Annotated in this window: 17 protein-coding genes and 1 tRNA gene; 11 read left to right on the top strand and 7 right to left on the bottom strand. The window is 43.0% G+C overall.

Annotated elements, in window-relative coordinates; all coding sequences use genetic code 11:
- Positions 1–51: 51 nt before the first annotated feature.
- The 4 genes from F6K46_RS20480 to F6K46_RS20495 all read right to left on the bottom strand — a co-directional run bounded on the left by F6K46_RS20480 (position 52) and on the right by F6K46_RS20495 (position 5,487).
- Positions 52–429 (bottom strand): Mo-dependent nitrogenase C-terminal domain-containing protein, encoded by a 378-nt coding sequence (locus F6K46_RS20480; RefSeq protein WP_075902062.1) that lies wholly within the window; start codon positions 427–429, stop codon positions 52–54.
- Between the two features lie 893 nt (positions 430–1,322).
- On the bottom strand, positions 1,323–3,083 hold the full coding sequence (locus tag F6K46_RS20485; RefSeq protein ID WP_293062399.1) for a ribonuclease J: 1,761 nt from the start codon (positions 3,081–3,083) through the stop codon (positions 1,323–1,325).
- A 367-nt stretch (positions 3,084–3,450) separates the two neighbouring features.
- Positions 3,451–4,335, bottom strand: coding sequence for a 4-hydroxy-tetrahydrodipicolinate synthase (dapA, locus tag F6K46_RS20490; protein WP_293062397.1), 885 nt, complete (start codon positions 4,333–4,335; stop codon positions 3,451–3,453).
- Between the two features lie 114 nt (positions 4,336–4,449).
- Entirely contained in the window at positions 4,450–5,487 is a 1,038-nt protein-coding gene (locus tag F6K46_RS20495) for an aspartate-semialdehyde dehydrogenase (RefSeq protein WP_293062395.1), read from the bottom strand.
- A 924-nt stretch (positions 5,488–6,411) separates the two neighbouring features.
- Between F6K46_RS20495 and tig the strand changes: the two genes are divergently transcribed.
- From tig to F6K46_RS20540, 9 genes are all read left to right on the top strand, one after another.
- Complete coding sequence (tig, locus tag F6K46_RS20500) at positions 6,412–7,845, top strand: trigger factor (RefSeq protein WP_075902070.1); 1,434 nt, start codon at positions 6,412–6,414, stop codon at positions 7,843–7,845.
- A 322-nt stretch (positions 7,846–8,167) separates the two neighbouring features.
- On the top strand, positions 8,168–8,857 hold the full coding sequence (gene clpP, locus F6K46_RS20505; RefSeq protein WP_070396835.1) for an ATP-dependent Clp endopeptidase proteolytic subunit ClpP: 690 nt from the start codon (positions 8,168–8,170) through the stop codon (positions 8,855–8,857).
- A 13-nt stretch (positions 8,858–8,870) separates the two neighbouring features.
- A complete protein-coding gene (gene clpX / locus F6K46_RS20510; RefSeq protein WP_293062392.1) occupies positions 8,871–10,217 on the top strand; it encodes an ATP-dependent protease ATP-binding subunit ClpX in 1,347 nt (448 codons plus the stop codon).
- 221 nt (positions 10,218–10,438) lie between these two features.
- Positions 10,439–11,278, top strand: a complete 840-nt coding sequence (locus F6K46_RS20515; RefSeq protein ID WP_293062390.1) for an alpha/beta hydrolase — start codon at positions 10,439–10,441, stop codon at positions 11,276–11,278.
- A 506-nt stretch (positions 11,279–11,784) separates the two neighbouring features.
- On the top strand, positions 11,785–12,897 hold the full coding sequence (locus tag F6K46_RS20520) for a tetratricopeptide repeat protein (protein WP_293062388.1): 1,113 nt from the start codon (positions 11,785–11,787) through the stop codon (positions 12,895–12,897).
- 273 nt (positions 12,898–13,170) lie between these two features.
- On the top strand, positions 13,171–13,527 hold the full coding sequence (locus F6K46_RS20525) for an iron-sulfur cluster assembly accessory protein (RefSeq protein ID WP_070394331.1): 357 nt from the start codon (positions 13,171–13,173) through the stop codon (positions 13,525–13,527).
- A 223-nt stretch (positions 13,528–13,750) separates the two neighbouring features.
- Positions 13,751–14,620 carry a M48 family metallopeptidase gene (locus F6K46_RS20530; protein ID WP_075902074.1) on the top strand — a complete coding sequence of 290 codons (870 nt, stop codon included), beginning with the start codon at positions 13,751–13,753 and terminating at the stop codon, positions 14,618–14,620.
- Positions 14,599–14,682, top strand: a tRNA-Leu gene (locus tag F6K46_RS20535). Before F6K46_RS20530 ends, F6K46_RS20535 begins: the two co-directional genes overlap by 22 nt.
- Positions 14,683–15,208: 526 nt before the next feature.
- A complete protein-coding gene (locus F6K46_RS20540) occupies positions 15,209–15,856 on the top strand; it encodes a class I SAM-dependent methyltransferase (protein WP_293062385.1) in 648 nt (215 codons plus the stop codon).
- Positions 15,857–15,962: 106 nt separating this feature from the next.
- Here F6K46_RS20540 and F6K46_RS20545 read toward each other — a convergent pair whose 3' ends face one another.
- A complete protein-coding gene (locus tag F6K46_RS20545) occupies positions 15,963–17,057 on the bottom strand; it encodes a RuBisCO accumulation factor 1 (protein WP_293062383.1) in 1,095 nt (364 codons plus the stop codon).
- A gap of 523 nt (positions 17,058–17,580) precedes the next feature.
- Between F6K46_RS20545 and F6K46_RS20550 the strand changes: the two genes are divergently transcribed.
- Positions 17,581–18,819 carry a DUF445 family protein gene (locus tag F6K46_RS20550; RefSeq protein WP_293062381.1) on the top strand — a complete coding sequence of 413 codons (1,239 nt, stop codon included), beginning with the start codon at positions 17,581–17,583 and terminating at the stop codon, positions 18,817–18,819.
- Positions 18,820–18,898: 79 nt separating this feature from the next.
- On the opposite strand, the gene F6K46_RS20555 is transcribed toward F6K46_RS20550, so the two are convergent.
- Positions 18,899–19,897 (bottom strand): glycosyltransferase, encoded by a 999-nt coding sequence (locus F6K46_RS20555; protein WP_293062379.1) that lies wholly within the window; start codon positions 19,895–19,897, stop codon positions 18,899–18,901.
- Between the two features lie 190 nt (positions 19,898–20,087).
- Positions 20,088–20,216: a hypothetical protein gene (locus F6K46_RS20560; protein WP_293062377.1), complete on the bottom strand. Its 129-nt coding sequence runs from the start codon at positions 20,214–20,216 to the stop codon at positions 20,088–20,090.
- Between the two features lie 844 nt (positions 20,217–21,060).
- Between F6K46_RS20560 and F6K46_RS20565 the strand changes: the two genes are divergently transcribed.
- The gene (locus tag F6K46_RS20565; RefSeq protein ID WP_293062375.1) at positions 21,061–22,869 is read left to right on the top strand and encodes a serine/threonine-protein kinase; all 1,809 of its coding nucleotides are present in this window, start codon (positions 21,061–21,063) and stop codon (positions 22,867–22,869) included.
- Positions 22,870–23,141 lie beyond the last annotated feature (272 nt).

Here is a 23,141-nt window from a genome sequence, read left to right on the forward strand (position 1 = left end):
TAATAGGCACGGTTTCCCGACGCCCGCAGCTAAAATTCTCGTTTCGGAATTTTAGCAGTAACAGGTGATATCTTCACCACATTCATCGGCCAGATAAGACAGTGCTCGGAAGCGCAGGGCTACCACTTCATCATAGACAGGATTGAGTTTACACAATGGTGGAATCCGAAGTAGAGTGCGATTGAACAGTTTAATCTGCCGTTCAAAAGGACACTGGGCTGGAATTAGTCGGCAGAGACGGTGGGCGAATTTGGGGTTATCAACCTCAATTTGGTTCAGCCACTCCCGTAATGGCTCCAGCAGATCAAAAGTCTTCCTGGTCTTGCCGGGTAAGGCAGGAATTGTAACCTTGGAGGAATCTGTTCCTGGGTTAATCCAAACCCGACTTGTAATGATTAGCTTACTTATTGTATAATCAGATACACTCATGTCTTTTACCTGTGATACTACTAGTAGGCGGTAATCCAGTCGCCTGTAATATAACTACACAAGATATCTTTCTCATACCGGATTGACAGAGGATCATTTTTATGTATATCTTGCCAGAGCAAGATAACACCCCCCCTCTGCCTGAGGAGAGCCGATCTTGATGGTTATTACAGGCATACCGCCTTTTTTTTGTCCTTACCCTATCACTATTGGAATAGGGTCTTTTCGCCGCTGGATATCAGCAGCTGATCTTAAAATCGAATTAAATATATATAGTCAATCGACACAAACATGACTAGGTTAGGAAAAATCCTATAGATAGCAGTTAGTGTAAACCAGGTAAGCTAATACCCATTTACGCTACTCAATTGGAGCCATTGGTGCGCGATAGTTCCGAGGGACATAAACTGAGCTTTTGGTTTAGTACTCCAGCGTCAGCTCCTTCGCTACAGGGGCATCAGAGCTGATAGCTGGCAAGGGTAGCTTTGAAAGCAGCAAGCTTAAAGCATAGTTGACTGTTAAGGGTTAAGCATCAACTGCCAACAAGCTGTGATCAATTCCAATAGATCAGTTGAGTGTGTACTAGCTTATCTGTGAGACTAGCTTATCTGTGTAATTAACTGCATCTACTGATATGCTGCCAAGATCCGTAATGACCAAGCTTGGTAAGTCTTACGGATCTTTGGCAATTTGGCAATAGGGATTGAGTAATCACACTGATTAGAATAACTCATCATTGCTATTAAAATAACTCATCAGTGGCTCTAATGTCATAAAAAAAAAGACTGACTTCAACATTTAGTGGTTTCCTGAGTGTTGAAGTCAGTCTTTTTGGGAATTAAGTACGAAAAGAAGGCAAAAAGGACGCCAAGGGCGAACCTTCACCCTTCTGCTTATGATGCCACCTTGGCAGTAGAGCGCCGACGTCGCGTACCTGTGACCTTAACTGGTGGTTCCTCTGGGGTTTGCAGCAAGAACACCACCAGCGGACGACTCCTGAGTTCCCGGCGAGCTAAACGCTGGAGGTCAGCTTGAATTTGCTTTTGCAAGCCTTCCCAATCAATTTCCGTCGGTTTGCCTGTCAAGGATTTATCAAAATCTGACCAGCGATCACTTAATGTCCGTTCAATTCTTTTGATCACCAACTGTTGCAGGAGGGATGTTTCTAACGGTGAGACCACACCCCGAAGATGAATTTCTGGCTTGGCAAGGAGTTTGCCATCCCAACTGAGTGCGGCAGCTACAGTCACTACTCCATCTCCAGCCAACTGCTGACGTTCTTTCAAAACATTGTCATGAACAATACCAGTGCGGTCTACCAGTTCAATACCTGAGGGGACGTTACCTGTAATACTAATGCTTTCCTCAGATAACTCCACCACATCCCCATTATCGGTAATCACAGTATTTTCCACAGGGATACCCATAGTATGAGCCATCTTGGCATGTTGAACTAGCATTCGATGTTCACCATGCACCGGCATAAAGAATTTTGGTCGTGTTAGAGCCAACATCAGTTTATGGTCTTCCTGAGCCCCGTGACCAGAAACATGAATGCCATGCTTACGACCATATACAACATTGGCTCCCAGCTTCATTAACCGATCAATGGTATTCACCACCGCAATTGTATTACCAGGAATAGGGTTGGCAGAGAAGACCACTGTGTCCCCTGCTTGGATTTGAATTTCCCGGTGTTCCCCTTTAGAAATGCGAGTCATTGCGGCTAGCGGTTCACCTTGAGAACCCGTTGTCAGAATCAGAATTTTTTCTGGTGCTATATTTTTAACAGCTTTTAAGGGCTCAAACAAGTTATCTGGGCATTTAATGTAACCCAGGCTACGAGCGTGGGCAATCACATTCAGCATGGAACGACCCACAATTGCCACCTTCCGGTTTTGTTTTTGGGCGATATCCAGGACTATACTTATCCGGTGAACTGAGGAGGCAAAGGTAGTCACTAGGACTCGTCCTGGTGCTTGGGCAATGGCTCGTTCTAGATTCGGATAAACCGAACGTTCAGATGGAGTATGTCCAGGAACTTCGGCGTTAGTCGAGTCACTCATCAAGCACAATACCCCTTTTTCCCCATGTTCCGCTAGTCTTTGGAAATCGAAGAATTCTCCATCCACAGGGGTATGGTCAACTTTGAAATCACCTGTATGGATAATCACACCTACTGGCGTACGAATGGCAATGGTAAAGCTATCAGCAATCGAGTGAGTGTTGCGAATAAATTCTACAAGGAATGAAGAACCGATACGTACCGTTTCACGGGGCATTACACGTTTCAATTCTGTGTGGTCAGCTACACCAGCTTCTTCTAGCTTGCCTTGAAGTAATGCCATGGCTAAGCGGGGTCCATAAATCACGGGAATATCAAATTGCTTTAAATGATAGGGAATGCCACCAATATGGTCTTCATGACCGTGAGTGACAATCATGCCCTTGATTTTGTGCTGATTTTCCCGTAAATAGGTCATATCGGGGAGGACGATATTAATTCCATGCATCTCATCATTAGGGAAGCCAATCCCAGCATCTAAGAGCAGGATTTCGTCATTGAATTCAAAAACACAAGTGTTCTTGCCAATTTCATGGAGTCCGCCTAGGGGAATAATTTTTAAAGCTGGTTTAGATGTTTGCTTAGTCATTTTAATCCTCGGTTTTTTCAGGCTAGTAAAAATTTAAACAAATGATACCAATTACCTTTTTAATATAGATATCAATCACACATATAAAGCCATGAATGATGGTGAGCTTTTTATGATAAAATCATTAGTAGCAAATAAACGTGAAAATAATAGGAAATAAAATAATATAAATTAAAATAATAGAAAAAAATTAGGGATAAAGGAAGCCCAACTTAAATCAACTATTAATAGCTCGCTAATCTACCTCAAAATCCCTAATATAGTCTTCCCTAAGCAGTCATTCATTTTTTCTACCTTACAAAGCGAAGATAGATCTGATGAAATAGATCTGATGAAAGGTAATTGGTACAAAAAAATGAGTACTGATTTAAATTAAATCCAGCTCAATTAGAACCTCCTTTAAACGGGATTTTAATTCAGAGGGTAGCTCGCAAAGCGGTGAGCGAAAACTACCCACCTGCCAACCTTGAAGTTCTAGTGCTGTTTTGATCGGGATAGGATTGGTAGTACAAAAGAGTACTTTAAATAAGGGAAAAAGCTTGAGGTGAATAAGAGTCGCCTCGGTAGTTTTCCCATCCTCAAAAGCTTGAATCATCTGTTGGATTTGGGAACCAACCAGATGACTGGCTACGCTAACTACACCTGATCCTCCTAGTGCCAGGGTGGCTAGGGTAAAGGAGTCATCGCCAGAATAGATGGCAAAATCCGGTGGGGTTAAACGCCTAATTTGACTAGTCTGTTCGAAGTCGCTACTAGCCTCTTTGACAGCTACGATATTAGGAATTTGGGCTAAACGAGCAATCGTCTCCGGTTGGAGATTTTGTCCTGTGCGACCCGGTACATTGTAGAGCATCAGGGGAAAGTCAGGACTCGATTTTGCGATCGCTTGGAAATGTTGGTATAGTCCTGACTGTGGCGGCTTATTGTAATACGGTACAACTTGTAATGATCCATCTAACCCTAGTTTAGCAGCTTTTTCAGTAGCAGCGATCGCTTCTTCTGTAGAATTTGAACCCGTTCCAGCAATTACCTTGGCTTTACCTGCAACTGCTTTTTGGACTACTTGGAATAGCTGGTACTCTTCATCCCAGGTAAGGGTAGGAGACTCCCCAGTGGTGCCGCATACCACCAAAGTATCTGTCCCATTCTCAACCAAATGAGCTGCTAAGTGCTCTGCCACAGCATAATTGACGCTGCTATCTTCCCTTAACGGCGTAATCATCGCCGTTAGCACACGTCCAAAATTGACCACCCTTTTCTAACTCCTCATTAATTATTGGTCATTGCTCATTAGCCATTATTCATTAGTCATTGCTCTTTGGTAAAGCTTGCTGTTCCAGAATACTTTTTGCGCTTCTAAAAAGGACTAAGGACTTGGTACTAAGGTCTTTAGCCAATTTTTGGCTACCAATAACTCAGCAATTTGCACTGCATTCAAGGCAGCACCCTTACGAATCTGGTCTCCACTCAACCAAATTTCTAGACCACAAGGGTGAGAAAGGTCTTGTCGAATCCTACCCACTAGTACTTCGTCATTACCGGACGCATCAATAGGCATAGGGAAGTAGTTCGCCTGCCAATCTTCCACTAGTTTTACTCCAGGGGCAGTGGCTAATACTTCTCTTGCCTGAGCTACTGGCATAGGTTGGTCGAATTCTAGGCTAACTGCTTCTGAGTGAGCACGCAGTACGGGAACCCGTACACAGGTAGCACTAATTTTTAACTGTGGAGCATTAAATATTTTGCGGGTTTCATGGACCATCTTCATTTCTTCCTGGCAGTACCCCTGCTCATTTAAGGGGGAGTTGTGGGGGAACAAGTTAAATGCCAGAGGATAAGGAAAGCTTTCTGTTGGTGGCGTTTCTCCTTTCAAAATTGCCTGAGTCTGTAATTTTAATTCTTCCATTGCTTTCATTCCAGCACCACTAGCGGATTGATAAGTAGCTACCACTATGCGTTTTACTGGCTGTACCTGATGTAATGGCCATACTGCCATACCCATTAAAATCGTAGTGCAATTGGGATTGGCAATAATTCCTTGATGATTTGCCGCTGCCTCTGGATTGATTTCCGGAATCACTAGAGGTACTTGTGGATCCATCCGAAAGGCACTGGAGTTATCAATGACCACTGCACCACTTTCTACAGCAATAGCTGCCCAAGCTTTCGACGTTGCCCCCCCAGCTGATGCTAAGACCAAATCTACCTGATCAAAAGAGTGCTCTCCCACCGCTTCGACTCGTAACTTTTCTCCCTGAAAGGGGATGACACGACCAGCAGAGCGGGGTGAGGCTAACAGCTTAAGGTCAGCCAGTGGGAAGTTTCGGCTTTGCAAGAGTAACCGTAGTTCTTCACCTACAGCACCAGTTGCGCCTAAGATGGCAACGCGAACTTGACTAGACAAATGACTTTCCTCCACTCATTCAATTCAACATACTTAATGTTTTAATAATTTAATCAGTGCATTCTTTAAGAGTATCTAAATTTTTTTTCCCTTACTAGGTATTTCACCTCTGATAACGCTTCGGTCTAGCAGGGTAAGCGCCATCACCATTGAGCCAAAATGTGATATATGGCAAGGATTATGACCAGAATAAGCCTTGATTCTCATTACTATTGCACTTTTTTATCATCAATATTGTTGATAATAATGCCTCCTTATTGATTCTTGCCCTCACCCTGTTCGCTATAGCCCCTTGGCGTCTTAATAAAATGCCTGGAATGCCCACATATTAATAAACTTATCAATTAGATCGAGTGTAATCACTTACACTGCCCTATTAAGCCCAGGCCAGAGTCATCGACTGGCGTGTTAGGTAGACTTGAAAAGCTCTGATCGACAAGAGCTTGCATAAAGGCTGTAGTAACCACCTATATATAGTCTCTACTGCCAGAAAGGAACTGGTAGATGTGCTTCACGCTTAACTGGTTGTTAGGATCAGCATACCATAATTGCTTAATTGCTTTCGATGCTCCTGTCTAGTTCCATCGGAGGTAGAGGTTGTCCATGTGTATCGATACTTGATAACGGTTAGTTTTACCCTCTACTCCTTTGGAGATCGGGGTTTTGAGTCAAACCCCTTGAGAAATTAGTCAAAGGGACTTTGTTGCCAAACCCCTTGATGGCAAAGCGTCGGCTAGGGCAACTAGTGCATGTGGATAAATACCTTGGCTGAAACAATGTAAATCTTTTTGGTGAATTTTGTTGGTCCAAGCAGGCAACACCTAAAGTAATATAGGAGTCCCCAGGTGGAATCTTTGATTAAGCCAGGTTGACTATCCATTGTCCCAACTAATTAAACAATTAACTCTTCACACCCAAGCGTCAATGAAAGTAACTCAGGAAAAACTTCCCGCTAGCCAGGTTGCTCTGGAAATTGAAATTCCGGCTGAAACGACCAAACAAGCCTATGAAAAGGTTTTACAGAACCTTTCCCGCACAGCCAGAATTCCTGGGTTTCGGCCAGGGAAGGTACCCCGTCAGGTTTTGCTACAACGTCTTGGTTCCCAACAGGTAAAAGCTGCTGCCATCGAAGAGTTGCTCGACAGTAGTCTAAAGCAGGCGATTGAGCAAGCCCAAATTGAGGCACTAGGAAACTATAATTTAACCTCTACCTTAGAAGATTTGCTCAGCCAGTTCAAACCAGGAGAACCCCTAACCTTCACCGCATCGGTGGATGTGCCACCAGTGGTCAATTTAGGGGAATACAATGGCTTAAGTGTGAAAGCTGAGGAAACTAAGGTTGAACCGGATGCCGTCGATAATTTTCTCGAACAACGGCGTGTTGATCAGGCTACCCTAGTACCAGTGGAATCACGCCCAGCCCAGATGGGAGATGTGGTCGTGGTGGATTATGTCGGTCGATTTACTAGTGATAGCGAAGAGGATGAAGGCTCAGTAATACCTAACGGTGAAGCTAAGGATTTTGAAATTGAACTTGGGGAAGGCAAGTTCCTAGAGGACATTCTTCAAGGGATTGTTGGTATGAATCCTGATCAGAATAAAGAAGTAGCAGTGACGTTTCCTGAAGATTACCCCCTAGAAGATTTAGCTGGCAAGTCGTCGGTCTTTAGCATCACCCTAAAAGAAATCAAGGAAAAAGAGCTGCCAGAGTTAGATGATGACTTCGCTCAAGAAGTTAGTGATAAGGAAACCTTGGCAGAGTTACGGGAATATTTACAGCAGGAGTTTCAGGAAAAAGCTGATCAAGAAACGCAAGCCAGCAAGGAGGAGGCTTTAATCAACGCGCTCCTGGAAAAGGTTGAAGTTGACTTGCCTGAAACGCTAATTGACCAGGAACTCCAAACAATTTTGACCCAAACAGCAATCCAGATGCAACAGTTGGGCATGGATGTTAAAAGGCTGTTTACTGAAGAGAATCTACCACAGCTGCGAGAGCGATCACGTCCTGATGCTATCCAAAGCCTCCGACAATCCCTAGCTCTTAAGGAAGTAGCTAAACGTGAATCCCTAACCCTTGAAGATTCGGAAATAGAAGCGAAAAGTCAAGAATTGATGAAGCAGTTGGCTGGTCAAGAGGTAGATCCGGATCGCCTGCGGGAATTTGTCGAGTCGGATTTGCTCAAACTCAAAGCCATTAAATGGTTAGAAGATCACGGTACTATAGAGCTGGTTCCCAAAGGAACCATCACCGAAGAAGAAACTGAAGCAGAAGACACGGCTGTTACAGTAACTGAACTAGAAACAACCGATGCGGCTTCCCAGACTATTGAAGTACCAGCTGAACCAGTTTCTGAGTAAATCCTAGGGTTGGTCTTGTTGGTGATCTTCCCAGGGGACTTGGTAGCGAGTGGCTAAGGTGTTACGGATTTAACTTTTAGAATTCTGAGACTGAAACCCAAGGCTCAGCTTAGATCGCTTTTCAACACTAGATCCTCAACAGCTTAGGCTTATAGATAAGCCTCAACTCTCTAACCGTCAACTCTTGCACCAACAAGCAAACAGTTAAGGCATAATAGTTTCTATAGAGACTTTGACTTTATGCCTATTCGTGCCCTTGTTAGATAGCACCTTTATTAATAAATCGAGAGGTCTTGGCAAATTGTATCCTATGCTGCAATCTATGCTGCAATCTGTGTCCCCTCATTGCTCAATCACCAGCTTAAGTTCTATAGATAAATACCAAATCACCTCCAGTAGTGTTGTACCAATGGTGGTAGAGCAGTCTGGAATGGGAGAACGGGCATTTGACATTTATTCGCGGCTGCTGCGAGAACGCATTGTGTTTTTGGGCACCCAGGTCGATGATGTGGTAGCTGACTCAATTGTTGCCCAGCTGTTATACCTAGAAGCTGAAGACGAGGAAAAGGATATCCAATTGTATATCAACTCCCCAGGTGGCTCGGTAACTGCAGGGATGGCAATATATGATACTATGCAGCAAGTGCGCCCAGATGTGGTTACCATATGCTATGGCTTAGCTGCTAGTATGGGCGCATTTCTCCTAGCAGGGGGAGCTGCTGGTAAGCGGATGGCATTGCCCAATTCTCGGATTATGATTCACCAGCCCCTTGGCGGTGCTCAGGGACAAGCGGTGGATATAGAAATTCAAGCTAAGGAAATTCTATACCACAAGCAAACCCTTAACGAATTACTGGCTAATCACACCGGTAAACCGGTGGCTCAAATTGCCGAAGATACCGAACGCGACTTTTTCATGTCAGCGGCGGAAGCTAAAGACTATGGTTTAATTGACCAGGTGATCTCCCGGCAGAATCTTCCTAACCAGGAAGCAGCTGTCGCTTCTATTTAGAAAGAGGCTTCTTATGTCTAAATACGACTCCCATCTAAAATGTTCCTTCTGCGGTAAGTCTCAAGAGCAAGTACGCAAATTAATTGCTGGCCCCGGAGTCTATATTTGTGATGAGTGTGTTGATTTATGTAATGAAATTTTAGATGAGGAGTTACTCGATTCCGGTGCGCCTGCTCCCCAGCCTGCTCCTCGACCAGAACCTGCCAAGAAACGTCGTCCCCGTGCTAACCGCATTTCTATGAATCAGATTCCCAAACCCAGGGAAATTAAACGGTATCTAGATGACCATGTGATTGGTCAGGAGGAAGCCAAAAAAGTTCTGTCAGTTGCTGTGTACAACCACTACAAGCGCCTAAGCTTGCTCCAATCTAAAGCTCAGGGTCAGGGTCAGGGAATAATGGATGATGGCATAGAGCTACAAAAGTCCAACATTCTTCTAATTGGTCCTACTGGTTGTGGTAAAACATTACTCGCCCAAACCTTAGCCAAAATATTAGATGTGCCTTTTGCTGTGGCAGATGCCACAACCCTGACAGAAGCTGGTTATGTTGGGGAAGATGTAGAAAACATCTTACTGCGACTATTGCAAGTGGCAGATCTGGATGTAGAGGAAGCCCAGCGAGGGATTATCTATATCGATGAAATCGATAAGGTAGCCCGCAAGAGTGAAAATCCCTCCATTACCAGGGATGTTTCTGGGGAAGGAGTCCAGCAAGCATTACTGAAAATGCTAGAAGGCACCATTGCTAATGTGCCCCCTCAAGGTGGACGCAAACATCCTTATCAAGACTGCATTCAAATTGACACCAGCAATATTCTGTTTATTTGCGGTGGTGCGTTTGTTGGTTTGGATAAGGTGGTTGAGCAACGCCTAGGCAAGCGTTCCATGGGATTTATTCAGCCTGGAGAGAATCAGTCGAAGGAAAAGCGCACAGCGGATATTCTGCGACACTTGCAGCCAGATGACTTGGTGAAATTCGGCATGATTCCTGAGTTCATTGGTCGGATACCAATGGTAGCGGTCATTGAACCCCTGGATGAAGAAGCCCTGATGGCAATTTTGACAGAACCCAAGAATGCACTGGTAAAACAGTATATAAAGCTGCTGAAGATGGACAATGTTAACTTGGAGTTTATGCCAGATGCAATTCGAGCGTTGGCCCAGGAAGCTTACCGTCGTAAAACTGGTGCTAGGGCGTTAAGGGGCATTGTGGAAGAATTGATGCTGGAAGTGATGTACGAGTTGCCTTCTCGTAAGGATGTCACTCGCTGTACAATCACTAGGGAAATGGTAGAGAAGCGTTCAACTGCTGAACTATTGGTTCATCCTTCTTCATTGCCAAAGCCGGAATCAGCATAGTAGTAATTTGTCATTGGTCAAAATCAAATTTATTGGTTGTTGATTGTTAATTGTTAATTGTTAATTGTTAATTGTTAATTGTTAATTGTTAATTGTTAATTGTTAATTGTTAATTGTTAATTGTTAATTGTTAATTGTTAATTGTTAATTGTTAATTGTTAATTGTTAATTGTTAATTGTTAATTGTTAATTGTTAATTAACAAAGGACAAAGGTCGAAAAATGCCTTACATTCAAATTCGGGGTGTAGAACACTACTATGAATGGGTAAAGAAGTCAACAGCTTCTGGAAATAAACCTGTGATGGTCTTTATCCATGGCTGGTGTGGCTCGTCTCGCTACTGGGAAAGTACCGCTAAAGCTCTATCCAATACCTTTGACTGCCTCCTATATGACCTAAGGGGGTTTGGTAGGTCAAAATTACCCCAACAGGGGACAAACTTGACCTATGAGATGGAGGACTATGCTGAAGATTTAGTGGTGTTGTTAGATACCCTGGGACTTGATCGTATCTATATCAATGCTCATTCCCTAGGGGCATCTGCTGCTACGATGTTTCTCAATCGTTATCCTGGGCGGGTTGAGCAGGCAATTTTGAATAATAGCGGTATTTTTGATTATGACGAGAAATCCTTCACCGCTTTTCACAAAGTTGGTGAGTTAGTAGTTAAGTTCCGCCCCGGTTGGTTGTTAAATATTCCCTTGGCCGGTACCGTGTTCATGATGCGATTTTTGCACCATCCCCTACCTAGGGCAGTGAGCCGGGTTTTTTTGGCAGATTACCTAATGGCAGATTATGAGGCAGCTTTGGGAACAATGCTGACTGCGGTTAGTAAGTATGCGGCTGAGGTAATGCCTAATAAGTTCGCTCAGTTAAAGGTGCCAACCCTGCTAGTTTCTGGTGAATACGACAAAATTATTCCTTCAGCACTAGGGCGTAGAGCTTCACAATTAAGTCAAAACGTGAAGTATGTTGAAATTCCTGATACAGCTCACTTTCCAATGTTGGAGGCTCCAGGGGTTTATCTAGAGCAGCTGCGGGAGTTTATTTGTCTTAGCTGAGGCTTAAAGAAATTACTACTCTTCGAGGAAAATAAGTGGTTAGTGCTCAAAAGACTGAACCACAGAGGAATAGGTAAAAAAATCAGGAAACCCCCAACCTGTAAAAGCTGGGGGCGGTGATCAGGGTGCATCTACTACTTCCTTATTCGAGTAGGTGTGACCCTTCTCCGGACAGATTTTGAGAGTGAGTTTGCTTCAAGAAGCGCATCCTCGGCAACTGCCTAACGGGGAGATCGGGAAAGAAGCTAGTATGTATGACGGCAACTAGGTTCTTCGAGATTAGTGTGCATAGGCTACTGATGTTAATTTTTATAAATAGCTCAATAATTTCCTTAACTTACTGAAAAATATATTTAGGAATATACAGCAAGTTGTGAGGAATCTTATCTCTGGTAACCGAGGTAAAACAGAGACATAACTGCTGAAAATGAGCAATGGAGATGGGCTACTCAAGTTTCTTGGGTTCCATCATCCCCCCTCCATCTACATCAGGGAGCAATATTACTATGGCACATCTGGTTCAGAATCTAGTTGAAACTGAAGTCGATCAACACCAAAACAAGACTGCAGGAGATGACCCTGTCCAGCCTCAATCTCGTAAGTATCGCAAAAATCAGTTACAAAATATACTAAAAACACTGCAAAACACCTTAGCAATTTGTCAAACTAACGAAGATTTGGCTGCTCAAGTTGATACTCTCAAACGCATTGGGTTAGTTCATTGCCGTTTGGGAGAGTATGCCTGGGGAATCAAGTGTCTCGAGCAAAGTTTACAAATGGCCAATGATGTTGGTTCACCCAAGAGTTTAGGGGTCATTCTTCATCATCTCGGCATGGCTTATTCCCAGACTAACCAGGATGATAAGGCATTTAAGGTTTATCTAAAAGCATTGAGGATTTTCCAAAAAACTCAAGCTCACTCAGAGATTGCTAAAATCCTTAATCACCTAGGGGAAATTCACAATAGCTGGCATCAACCAGTACTGGCTCTGAGATGCTTTCGCCAAGCGATGAAGATTTTTCAAAACTCAGGCAATTCAATTGAGGGCGAAGGCAGAGCACTGGCAAATATAGGGGAAGCTTATACCCAGCTTGGAAGATACCGTCAAGCTCTTGCTGTCTTGGAGCAAGCCCTAACCATTCACGAAAAAAAAACATCCTCTCGTTACTCTAGTCGCAAGTTAACTACTCTTGAGAGGATTGGCACAGTTTACTTCCGACTAGGTGAGGAACTACGGGCATTGGATTTCTATCATCAAGCTTTGGAGATTGGTCAGGAACTGAGTAAATCACTTCATGGTAACACCAGAAGCTTAGATTATATCGGAGCGGTTCACTACCACTTGGGAAATTACCCCCATGCCTTAGCGTATCACTTACAAGCCTTAAGACTTTGGCAAGAAATCTCCCATCCTGGCCAGGGGGAGAGCTTGTTCCATGAAAAGCTTGAATTCTCTCAACTGAAAAAAGTTTATAACTGTCTGGGTATATCTGAGCAAGGGGTGCAGTGCAGCAAACAAGTACAGAAGATGATCCTTAACTGTGGTTACCGAGTTAGTGAAGAAGAGATTAGCCAGTATCTGAGTCACGGTGGAAGGTTAAACCATAACTTAGATTGATAATGCAACGTAGAATGATTAATGCCTGGTAGCCTAAAGACTCGTTACAATAAAGATTCAAACCCCCAATAATTTCCATTTAACGACAATTAGATAATTATCGATAAACAGCAAAACTGTGAACTGGCAGAGCCGATTTAGGTATAAGCTGTGAAGCATCTAGTTTGATGAGAGCGTATAAGCGTGCATCTAAGATTAGAGGCTGATAATTATCTTTCTTGACGATGCACAATAACTTAACACCAAACCAAAATTAGGAGTCACAAGTAAGCAATGGCACAAGCAACTGAGTCACAGCAAAAAGGTATTCAACTGACAGACAAAGCCCTAAAGCATGTTTTAGCCCTGCAACAAAGCCAAGGAAAAGACCTTTACCTGCGAGTTGGTGTTCGCCAGGGAGGCTGTTCAGGACTGTCTTACATGATGGATTTTGAAGAACCTAGTAACATTCGGGAGAATGATGAAATCTTTGACTACGATGGTTTCAAAATAATCTGTGATCCAAAAAGTCTGCTTTATCTCTACGGTCTGGTACTGGATTATAGCGATGCTATGATTGGTGGTGGATTCCAATTCACCAACCCCAATGCCAATCAAAGCTGTGGCTGTGGTAAGTCGTTTAGCGTTTAGGGGATTGTTAGTTGAAAGTCTGTCAGTTCAAGACCACCACCAAGGACTAGAGGAATTAGGCAGTGGCGCTATATAGGTTGGTGCTTATAGGTAGCGCTATATCTAGTTAGGGCGCAAGGCTTGTAACCCTACAATAGATTAGGCTTGAGCCAGAGATTTTGGGGAAGTCCTAGACTAATAAGTAATGACTAATGACTAACGACTAACATATTATTTTCAGCTAATGACTAAAACATCACTATTTGGTCTGAAGGCAGATCATTTTCGTCATCCCCTAGATTTGGAAGCAACCACAGCCCTGAAACAGTTGCCAGGGATAGACTTGGTGGTGCGAAATTTACTAGGTCCTGTAGCGGAACAGTTTTTTTACCTGAACAATATCTCTGCTAGTGTCTTGGTGGGACAAAATCAACTGCCCCATCTTCATAAACTACTCGAAGATGCCTGCACAACTTTAGATTTAGAGCCGCCTCAACTTTATGTGCAGCAAAATCCCTCTCCCAATGCCTATACCTTCGCTATGCGGGGTAAGCAGCCTTTCATTGTCTTGCACACCTCTTTAATTGATCTGCTGACACCAGAGGAAATTCAGGCAGTTATTGCCCATGAACTGGGTCATCTCAAATGCGAACATGGGGTGTACCTGACACCGCTCAATATCATGGTATTAGCTGCTAGTTTAATTCCGAATTGGGGGATGCTCATTGCTCAAAGCATACAGGAGAAGATGTTAGAGTGGCTACGATGTGCGGAATTTAGTTGCGATCGCGCTGCTTTACTGGCTACTCAAAATCCGAGAGTGGTCATGTCTGTATTGATGAAACTGGCTGGTGGTTCCCCAACTCTGGCACCACAACTGAACCTAGATGCGTTTATTGCTCAAGCTAGGGCTTACGATAGCGCTGGTGATACTGAGCTGGGTCAAGTACTCCAACAATTGCAGATCTCTCAACTGAGCCATCCCTTACCTGTACTACGGGCGCGAGAAATTGACCGTTGGGCAAGTTCTCAATCTTATCAGTCCTTGTTAAATCAGCAGCTAATTAGTTATAATAATGGAGATGCCCAAACGGGCGGGTGGCGAAATTGGTAGACGCACCACACTCAAAATGTGGCGGCCTTATGGTCATGAGAGTTCGAGTCTCTCCCCGCCCACTGTAACTAAGGGGCTAGCAACTGTTGACGATTTTCTACAAATATCTTGCAGTATCTACAAAAATATGTTAGACTTTGATTAGTTTTCTAGTGTCAAAGAAAACATTCTGTAACTTGAATTGAAGCCGAAAACCAAAGCTTTAATGATAGTGGTTGCGTTTTCTATTAAACACAGATTTATGCGCCTTGAGCGGAACAAAACCGATCTTGGCCTTGGGAGATACCCCCTGGCTGCGAGAGCAGCTTGCATTAGTGGGCTAAAATCTGCAAAGTAGATTTTGGTAGCTAAAAAGTATCGGAAAGTCCGAAAGTACTCCAAAACCAAAATCAAGACAACCAAAATCAATACCAAAATCAACAATGGGGAAGAGATATCAATGCTCTTCCCTATTTTTTTTGTAGAATCCTCTCTAACCGGCTCAAAATATTCTTTGTCCTAAACCAAACTATGAAATACTTACCATAAGCTTAATAAATCTTTATAATATTCTTAACAAGCTTAACAAGATAGATATTAGCTCATACAATGATTGACCAGCGCCTTCAACGCAGTAAATTGGATGAGAGCGATGATGCTCTATTCTATTCATTTCCAAGGTTTGTGACTCATGTCGATGAGGGCTTTATCGATCAGCTGGTAAACCTATACCGGGAACGACTACAACCCAACACGCGAATCCTGGATCTCATGAGCAGTTGGGTTTCTCACTTCCCAGAAGATATGGAGTTTGCTCATGTTGAGGGGCATGGGATGAATCTGGAAGAATTGGTCAAAAATCCTAGACTTAATCACTACTTTATCCAAGACTTGAATCAAAACCAGCAATTGCCATTGCCTGACCAAGACTTTGATGCTGTACTGATTGCTGTTTCAGTTCAGTATCTTCAGTACCCGGAAAAAGTTTTTGCTGAGATTCATCGCGTCTTAAAACCAGGGGGAATGGCAATTATTAGCTTTTCTAACCGAATGTTTTTTCAAAAGGCGATTCAGTCCTGGCGAGATGGGACCGAGACAAGTCGAGTGGAGTTAGTGAAAACCTATTACCAGTCTATTCCTGGATTTAGTTCCCCTGAGGTTGTTGCTCGACCATCGCCGCTTCCTACTTTTCTGCTACAGCTTGGGATCACTTTAGGCGATCCATTCTATGCAGTACTGGCTAATCGAACTACCTGAGCCTTTTGATAAAAAGGGTTTTGTTGATGGTAATTTTTAAGAGTCAACAGCCAAGAGTAAAGAGTCAACAAAACAGAAATTAACTAACTTAATAACTAATGACTAATTACTCATCAATTTGCCAGACATCTTGACTCAAGGCTTCATCCAGAATTTTTTTCGGTCGTAATACTAGGATGAGGCGTCCCAAAAAACTAACATCAGGAGAATCTGGAAACCACTTAATCTCCAACTGTCCTGATTCTTCAACCAAAAAGTAGCTGTCCCCATCCCACTGCTGCTGTGAGCGGTCAATAATAAGCAAAATCTCTTCAGGTTTGTTATTCTGTTGAATAGGCAGCTGATTACTGTTACACAAAATCACCACTGGATCTTGTGCCTTCAAAACTACCTGCCAGCCGGGTACTGCCACGAACGTCTGCTCTCGAAGCCCTTTAACTATATTGAAAGCACCGGTATAGTCAGTTTTAGGAACCTGGTTGAGATCAGCTATTGTCAGGGGTAAGGATCCCACTACGGGAAGCAAGCGGGGTAAATCTTCTTCAGCTTCGAGGCGGTATATGGGTAATCTGGGGGCTGGACGCTGAGTGCTACCAAATGCTCCTGTGAGTAATTCTTCGATTTGTTGCCGGGCTTGTTGAGTATGAGCAAACATTAAGCCTCGGGCAATCAAACGAGAACGTTCTTGCAAATCATTGTGTTGTTTGGCAAGTTTCCAATACTGATAGGCAACAGCATCACCAGGATGATTGGTGAATCCCTCGGGTGGACGGCTTCTGCGGGAAAAGGTCTTGAGTGCTTTGGCAACTTCATGGGCTCCTTCGGAGTTCAAGTTTCTAGCAACCAGAAATTCAGCAGCAGCAGCTCGTTCTTCTTGGGTGAGAATCCGCAACTCGTACAGGGAATCGCTACCAGTACTCTCAAAACGCGATCGCACTTGATCGGACACTCCAACTGTAATCAAACTTGTGTAAACCTGAGATGCCACCATCACTTGATTCTGTTGAATTGGCTCAAACCCAGTTTCTTCAAAAATTACCTGAGAACTGTAGCCAGCTTTTTGTAGCTGCTGACAGGCTTTACCCCACTCCACCCAGTTGCGTTCTTTGCGCCGCAGTAAGTTTAATAAATCTTCAGCATTTATCTGTTCTGAATTGGTTTGAGGGTGACTTTCAGGAGAGCCTGGTGGTACTTCAGTCATGGTTTAAACAAAAAGAAAACGAACCGTGCCATCAACGGCAATGTGTATTATATCCCGTTAGGGTTTAGTGTGGGAGGATGTCACTTTTTAAAAAAGCCTACAATAGATATTGGGCATGAAATAAATTCTTGAAGTATAAAAGATGAAGATAGTAAGTGTAAAGGCAGCAAGGATAAAGGTGAGGGATGGTGCATCTTTAAATTAATCCTCAAACCTACTAATTGTTAAGGAACCGCAGCCATATATAGCGCTTCTACTAGTAATGAGGTAGACAGGATTTTTTCCCTATTCGCTGTTCCCTATTCCCTATTCCCTATTCCCTATTCCCTATTCCCTATTCCCTATTCCCTATTCCCTATTCCCTATTCCCTATTCCCTATTCCCTATTCCCTACTCCCCCAAGGGCGGGGTACCTCACCTATTTAAGAAATGCTATAACTATTGTACAATTCTGACTTTATCCATCATACTTTAAACTTGCAGATTACCTGCTTTTTAAGTTCTACACAACTCGATTTTTGTTTTGGATCTGTTTAACTTGTTCTTGTTGTTTGTTCCTCCTATAGCTGGGGGAATTATTGGCTATTTCACCAATGATTTAGCCATAAAAATGTTGTTCCGTCCCTACAGACCAATTTACCTCGGTAAGCGTCAGCTACCTTTTACACCAGGTTTAATTCCCCGCAACCAGGAACGGCTGGCTAAGCGAGTGGCTGACACTATTATGGGGTCTTTGCTGACGCCAACAGAGTTACAGCGTTTGGCAAAGCGTCTGCTGCATACTGAACGTGTGGAAGCAGCGATCTTGTGGCTATTAAACTTAGCGCTAGATCAAGTCCGGTCGGATAAGCAACAGAAAACAGCTCATATTCTTGCTGGGATTCTCCGAGACTTGATCGGGGAATCGTTGCCACGTATGCTAAAAGTATTAGCCCGTCGTAAGGATTTTCTAGAAGCCCAACTTAATCATGTTTTTGACCAGATTTTATTGGAGTTTCGACTGGATCAAGAACAAGCTCGGAAGCTTTCTGAGTGGATATTAAAAGTAGTACTCCCCCCAGATATTTTGCGACAGGCAGTTATTGATTTCCTAACTGACCGCAACATTCAAATCATTGATGAAGACTTTCGGGAAAAGTCCAGTGGGACATACTGGGTAGTGGCAAATTTATTTGGTCTGCGCAATGCTTTGATCCGCCTGCGAAGCTTTTGCCTTGACGAAAAAGAAGCGACTAATGCTCGCATCGAAGAGTTAATTGTGGCTCTAGGAACTCGCGATCGCTTGCGGGAATGGTTGCAAAATGTTTCATTGCAAAATCTGCCTTTGTCAACAGTGAGACAGCTACGGAAAACTATGCGGGATTCGGTGCGTGCTTATATTCAAGAGGGGGGTGCTGGATTTATACAAGGATTAAATCAATCTATTGACTGGGAAAAGGTGTCTGTGTTAATTGTTAATCGGCTCCGAGAGTCAGCAATTATGACTACATCCTTGGCAATGATTAGCAAGGAACTCGCCTTGGTTATAGAGCGCTACCTGGAGGAGGATTTGGAAAAAATTATGACTGAAGTGATTCCGATTTTATCTATTGATGAGGTGATTGTTGAACGGGTAAACGCTACTTCTCCAAAAGATATGGAAATCACGATTCAGACTTTAGTAAAAAGTGAATTACAAGCTATTGTGAATTTAGGGGGTATTTTAGGAGTGATGGTGGGACTATTTCAAACAGTGTTGCTGCTGTTGACAGGAGGAATTTAATCAGGAATTTAATCAGGATACTCTCTAGGATTTATCCTGAGGCTGATCTGATGGAAGGTGACGTTTATCCAAGTTTATGCTAAGACCGATGACTAATTATGGATAAAAGTTTACGAGAACGAGGACCTCGGTATCTTTCGTATAGTAAAAAGTTGGGTACTATCGTTCTGATGGAATAGAGTAAATTTAATAACCAACGATGATTAACTTTAATTTTGCCATTGAGCAGATACACTGGTAATTCCACTAATTTAGCCAGTCTAGTAAAACTTTCCTGGTCTTTTTCTTCAAAACTTTTTTCTATCAAATACTTAATACTTTTTTGGCAGAATATAACTAAGTTTTTGTGATTTTTCAAGACAATTTCAAAATAATTAATGTAAGACTCCCGCATCAGTGAGCTATTATCGGTGAGATTGAATCGGTGTTTTCTATAATAGGCTCCGATGATTGGAGTATGGACAAATTTGACGTTCCGTTGCAGAAGTTCCAATACCCATTCTCGATCCTCACAGGCTTTCAGGCGAGTCTCAAAATTTCTCTGGTCTAAAAGTTTTTTCTTGAACAGCATCGATTGCTGTAACAATGGAAAAGGAGAATCTGCAAGAAAATCTGGACAGATTAGCAGTCGTTCGATTAGCTGTTCTTTGGTGAGAGCACCAACAACATGAGGCTTAGTTTCAATAATGTTTTCGTCTTGATCAACATAGACCCGTTCATAGTCGGAGTAAAATACTACATTATCACCATTTCCCTCTAAACAGCTCAATTGGAATCTGATTTTATCTTCATGAATCCAATCATCAGCATCTAAGAATTGAATCCATTCTCCAGTGGCTTTATCAGCGCCAAAATTACGAGCAGATGATACCCCTCCATTGTCTTTATAAAAGTACTGTATCTGTGGGTAGTACTGGACTAACTTATCAGCAACTTTGCGGGTATTATCAGTAGAGCCGTCATCGACAATAATGCATTCAACCGGGGAAAAGGTTTGGGCTAGTACACTCTTTACTGATTGTTCGAGGTACTGGGCTTTATTAAAGGTGGTGATAACTACTGAGATAGATGTATTCATGAAATAAATTATTTATACCATAGGTGAAAAGTCAGTAATGACCAAATTTTGTTGGCATTATCTGGTTGGTAGTCTTGGATTCAGTTATAAACGTTTGCTTCTATAAACGTCTGGTCGGGAAATACTGGTTTCAGGTAATGATTTGATCGACTGACATACATCCTCCCAGAGGTAATCTCTGAGCTAAGAGCTAAAAGGCGATCGCCAGCGGTACTTTTTCAGCTTTTGCACCACTTCTCAAAGAAGATATCAGAAAGTAGAACTCAGTAACCCCTTGTCTTCCGGCCAAGCTAATTTCCTGGGAAAAGGGTATAGCCATAGCATACTCGACGAACTGGTAATTTTAAAAGGGGGTGGGGGGTTTCAAGGCTGCTTTAATACTGGTCTTATGGGGGATTCTGCCCCCTGATGGGATTTTGTTCAGCTATAGTCAAATTCAAATCCATGTAGAGCGGCGCATTTTGGTGGCTGATGGGTGATCTGATGTTTGTTAAAACATCATTAATAAAGAATCATAGTAACTATTAACAGATAATTAGCAACAGTTTTGGGTTGGTGAGATTAATGAGTATAACCCTCTTGAAAAGGCTGATTTATTAACATAAATTAGCTGCAGTCACTGTCTTGATGCAAAGGGCGAGTGCTTTGGGTTATGTGTGGGTCACGTGGATGCACCTTGTAAGCCTCGTGGGGACTCCTTTGGCCGACTGAATCCCTATGTTTATGTAGAAACTGGCTTGTAATTTAAATTGGCGATCGCGTTTTTAGAGCTAGTTACACAGAGGTATTGAGTATTTTCCTCAGAGGTCTATTGAAATTTATACCCTCTGAGCATTTCCGCATCTGACTATCTGAGCATCAGCCCCATTCACAATTTAAATGGGTGACAGCTTACTCTTTCATTTGAGTCACTCATTGTTAGTTTAGCTGATTCAGGGACAAGCCTCTAAATGTCCGATAGTCAAGGAAAAAGTTAACGTTGCGATGCGACACCGAGCTTTCTAATGGTGCTAGGGAACGGGCAACAAGAGGAGGGAGTTGAGGGTTAATTCAACAATCGGTAATGTTAACTTTCTTTGTGATCTAACTAGCTCTAGGATCCAAATCAATGGTATATTAGCTAAATTTGGAATCATAATTAGGTAGTCATCACTAACCCCTCGATGAGCCCCTTATCTGGAGAGACAAAACCCGCAAAAGCCCTAGTAGGCGGACGCTACAAAATTATCAACCAACTGGGAGCTGGTGGGTTTGGTCGAACTTTCCTGGCACAAGATATACATTTGCCAAATCAACCCCAATGTGTGGTTAAACATCTTTTGCCCCAAACCGAACAGACGGCAACGCTGCAAATGGCAAGACGCCTTTTCGATAGAGAAGCTCGATTTCTCTACCAGCTAGGTAATCATGACCAGATCCCCCGCCTACTGGCGCATTTTGAGGAAGATCAGCAGTTTTATCTGGTTCAGGAATTGATTGAAGGACAACCTTTGAATCGAGAACTTGTCAAGGGTCATCCGTGTTCACAAGAGCGAGTGATTGCTTTATTAATAGATATTCTACAGGTATTGGCCTTTGTCCATCAACAACAGATTATCCATCGGGATATTAAACCCTCTAACTTAATCCGCCGCCAAGGGGACGACAAAATCGTGCTGATTGACTTTGGTGCTGTTAAGCAAGTCAGTAGCCAAAACATTAATCCTGAAACTGGGGAAACTCATTTAACGGTTTCTATTGGCACCCAGGGCTATATGCCCCATGAGCAATTGGCAGGAAGGCCCCGCTTTAGCAGTGATATCTATGCTGTCGGGATGGTTGGAATCCAAGCATTAACTGGGGTTCATCCCAAAAACTTGAAGGAAAATCCCACAACTAGTGAAATTGATTGGCAACACTACGCAAAGCAGGTTAGCCCAGAGTTGGCCCATATTCTTGACATTATGGTGCGCTATGATTTCCGTGACCGCTATCAGACAGCAGCTGAGGCTCTAGAGGTACTGGCTAGTTTACCAAGACAGCAACTGTTGTCATTAGCTGAGGAAGAAATCCCTACTCAGGAAATTACCGGTGAAAGCCAGTCTGGGATGGAACTCCCAATTCCCGACATTAGGAAGCTAGCAAACACTACAGTCCCCTCGTCAATGATCACCAGGAGTCAAAGTAGAACTACGCCTCAACTTGACATCACCGAACATTCGAGAGGTTCAGCAACTAACCGGACAACACTATCTATTCCGCAACGATTGGTGAAGTTGGGCTTAATTACTGTATCGATAACTATCTTGGGGGTGGGCTTGGTGCTGTTGAAAACTTTTCTATCTGCCCAAGCAACTGGTGAAAATACTGACTATAAGGCTGACTATATCACTGAATATAAGACTGACTATAGTACTGAGGCTAAGGTCACAGCGGAGCAACTTTTAGACGAAGCTGACCAATTGCGGAAATCTCGACAGTACCAGGAAGCTCTAAAACTATACGACCAAGCGATCGCTAAAAAAGCAGATTTTGCGCAAGCCTATTGGGGCAGATGCTACAGTCTGAATAAACTCCAACAGCCGGAGATGGCAGTTGTTGCTTGTAATGATGCCTTATATTTCAAACCTAACTACCCAGAAGCTGTGTGGAGCCTTGGTCAAGCCTTTGACCAACAGCAACGGTCTGTAGAAGCCCTCAGACTCTATAACCAAGCCCTTACCCTTAAGCCAGATTTAACGGAAGCTTGGCTTTCACAGGGAATAACCCTCCAAAAGTTGGGTCGTTCTGTTGAGGCGATTACGGCTTTGGAGAAAGCGATCGCACTTCAACGAGATTTGGCAGAGGCTTGGATGACTAAGGGGGAAGCTCAGATAACACTAGGACGCTTTAATCAGGCAATCACTTCTTTAAATAAGGCACTCCAGATTGAACCTAACCACCGGAATGCCCTGAAGCTACGTCAGCAGGCACGGAAGGAACTGAAACGCTAAATTCAGTAGTTCCAAAACTCGAGTCTCGGACCATCTGCATCTGTAAGTCCTACTTTTACGAATTGGTATTACTTTACCGATTTGCCTACACTATCGATATTTTCTCTTATTTTCCAACAGCGGGTTTAATTAAGAATTAACCATCTAAGAATAACAATTAGTAACAATTACACAATAATTAATAATTCATAGTTAATCTTAACAATTAACTGGCAAGGATGAAAATGACCAATCACAGCGGTAATTGTTAAGTAATGTCACGAACTTTTGTT

It is taken from the genome of Moorena sp. SIO3E8 (genome assembly GCF_010692445.1).
Classification (GTDB): Bacteria; Cyanobacteriota; Cyanobacteriia; order Cyanobacteriales; family Coleofasciculaceae; genus Moorena; species Moorena bouillonii.

Bases quoted from the DNA above. Each gene is read 5' to 3' on its own strand.
- F6K46_RS20480 (WP_075902062.1), bottom strand. From the start codon at position 429: ATGAGTGTATCTGATTATACAATAAGTAAGCTAATCATTACAAGTCGG.
- F6K46_RS20485 (WP_293062399.1), bottom strand. From the start codon at position 3,083: ATGACTAAGCAAACATCTAAACCAGCTTTAAAAATTATTCCCCTAGGC.
- tig (WP_075902070.1), top strand. From the start codon at position 6,412: ATGAAAGTAACTCAGGAAAAACTTCCCGCTAGCCAGGTTGCTCTGGAA.
- clpP (WP_070396835.1), top strand. From the start codon at position 8,168: ATGCTGCAATCTGTGTCCCCTCATTGCTCAATCACCAGCTTAAGTTCT.
- clpX (WP_293062392.1), top strand. From the start codon at position 8,871: ATGTCTAAATACGACTCCCATCTAAAATGTTCCTTCTGCGGTAAGTCT.
- F6K46_RS20515 (WP_293062390.1), top strand. From the start codon at position 10,439: ATGCCTTACATTCAAATTCGGGGTGTAGAACACTACTATGAATGGGTA.
- F6K46_RS20520 (WP_293062388.1), top strand. From the start codon at position 11,785: ATGGCACATCTGGTTCAGAATCTAGTTGAAACTGAAGTCGATCAACAC.
- F6K46_RS20525 (WP_070394331.1), top strand. From the start codon at position 13,171: ATGGCACAAGCAACTGAGTCACAGCAAAAAGGTATTCAACTGACAGAC.
- F6K46_RS20530 (WP_075902074.1), top strand. From the start codon at position 13,751: ATGACTAAAACATCACTATTTGGTCTGAAGGCAGATCATTTTCGTCAT.
- F6K46_RS20540 (WP_293062385.1), top strand. From the start codon at position 15,209: ATGATTGACCAGCGCCTTCAACGCAGTAAATTGGATGAGAGCGATGAT.
- F6K46_RS20545 (WP_293062383.1), bottom strand. From the start codon at position 17,057: ATGACTGAAGTACCACCAGGCTCTCCTGAAAGTCACCCTCAAACCAAT.
- F6K46_RS20555 (WP_293062379.1), bottom strand. From the start codon at position 19,897: ATGAATACATCTATCTCAGTAGTTATCACCACCTTTAATAAAGCCCAG.
- F6K46_RS20560 (WP_293062377.1), bottom strand. From the start codon at position 20,216: ATGGCTATACCCTTTTCCCAGGAAATTAGCTTGGCCGGAAGACAAGGG.
- F6K46_RS20565 (WP_293062375.1), top strand. From the start codon at position 21,061: ATGAGCCCCTTATCTGGAGAGACAAAACCCGCAAAAGCCCTAGTAGGC.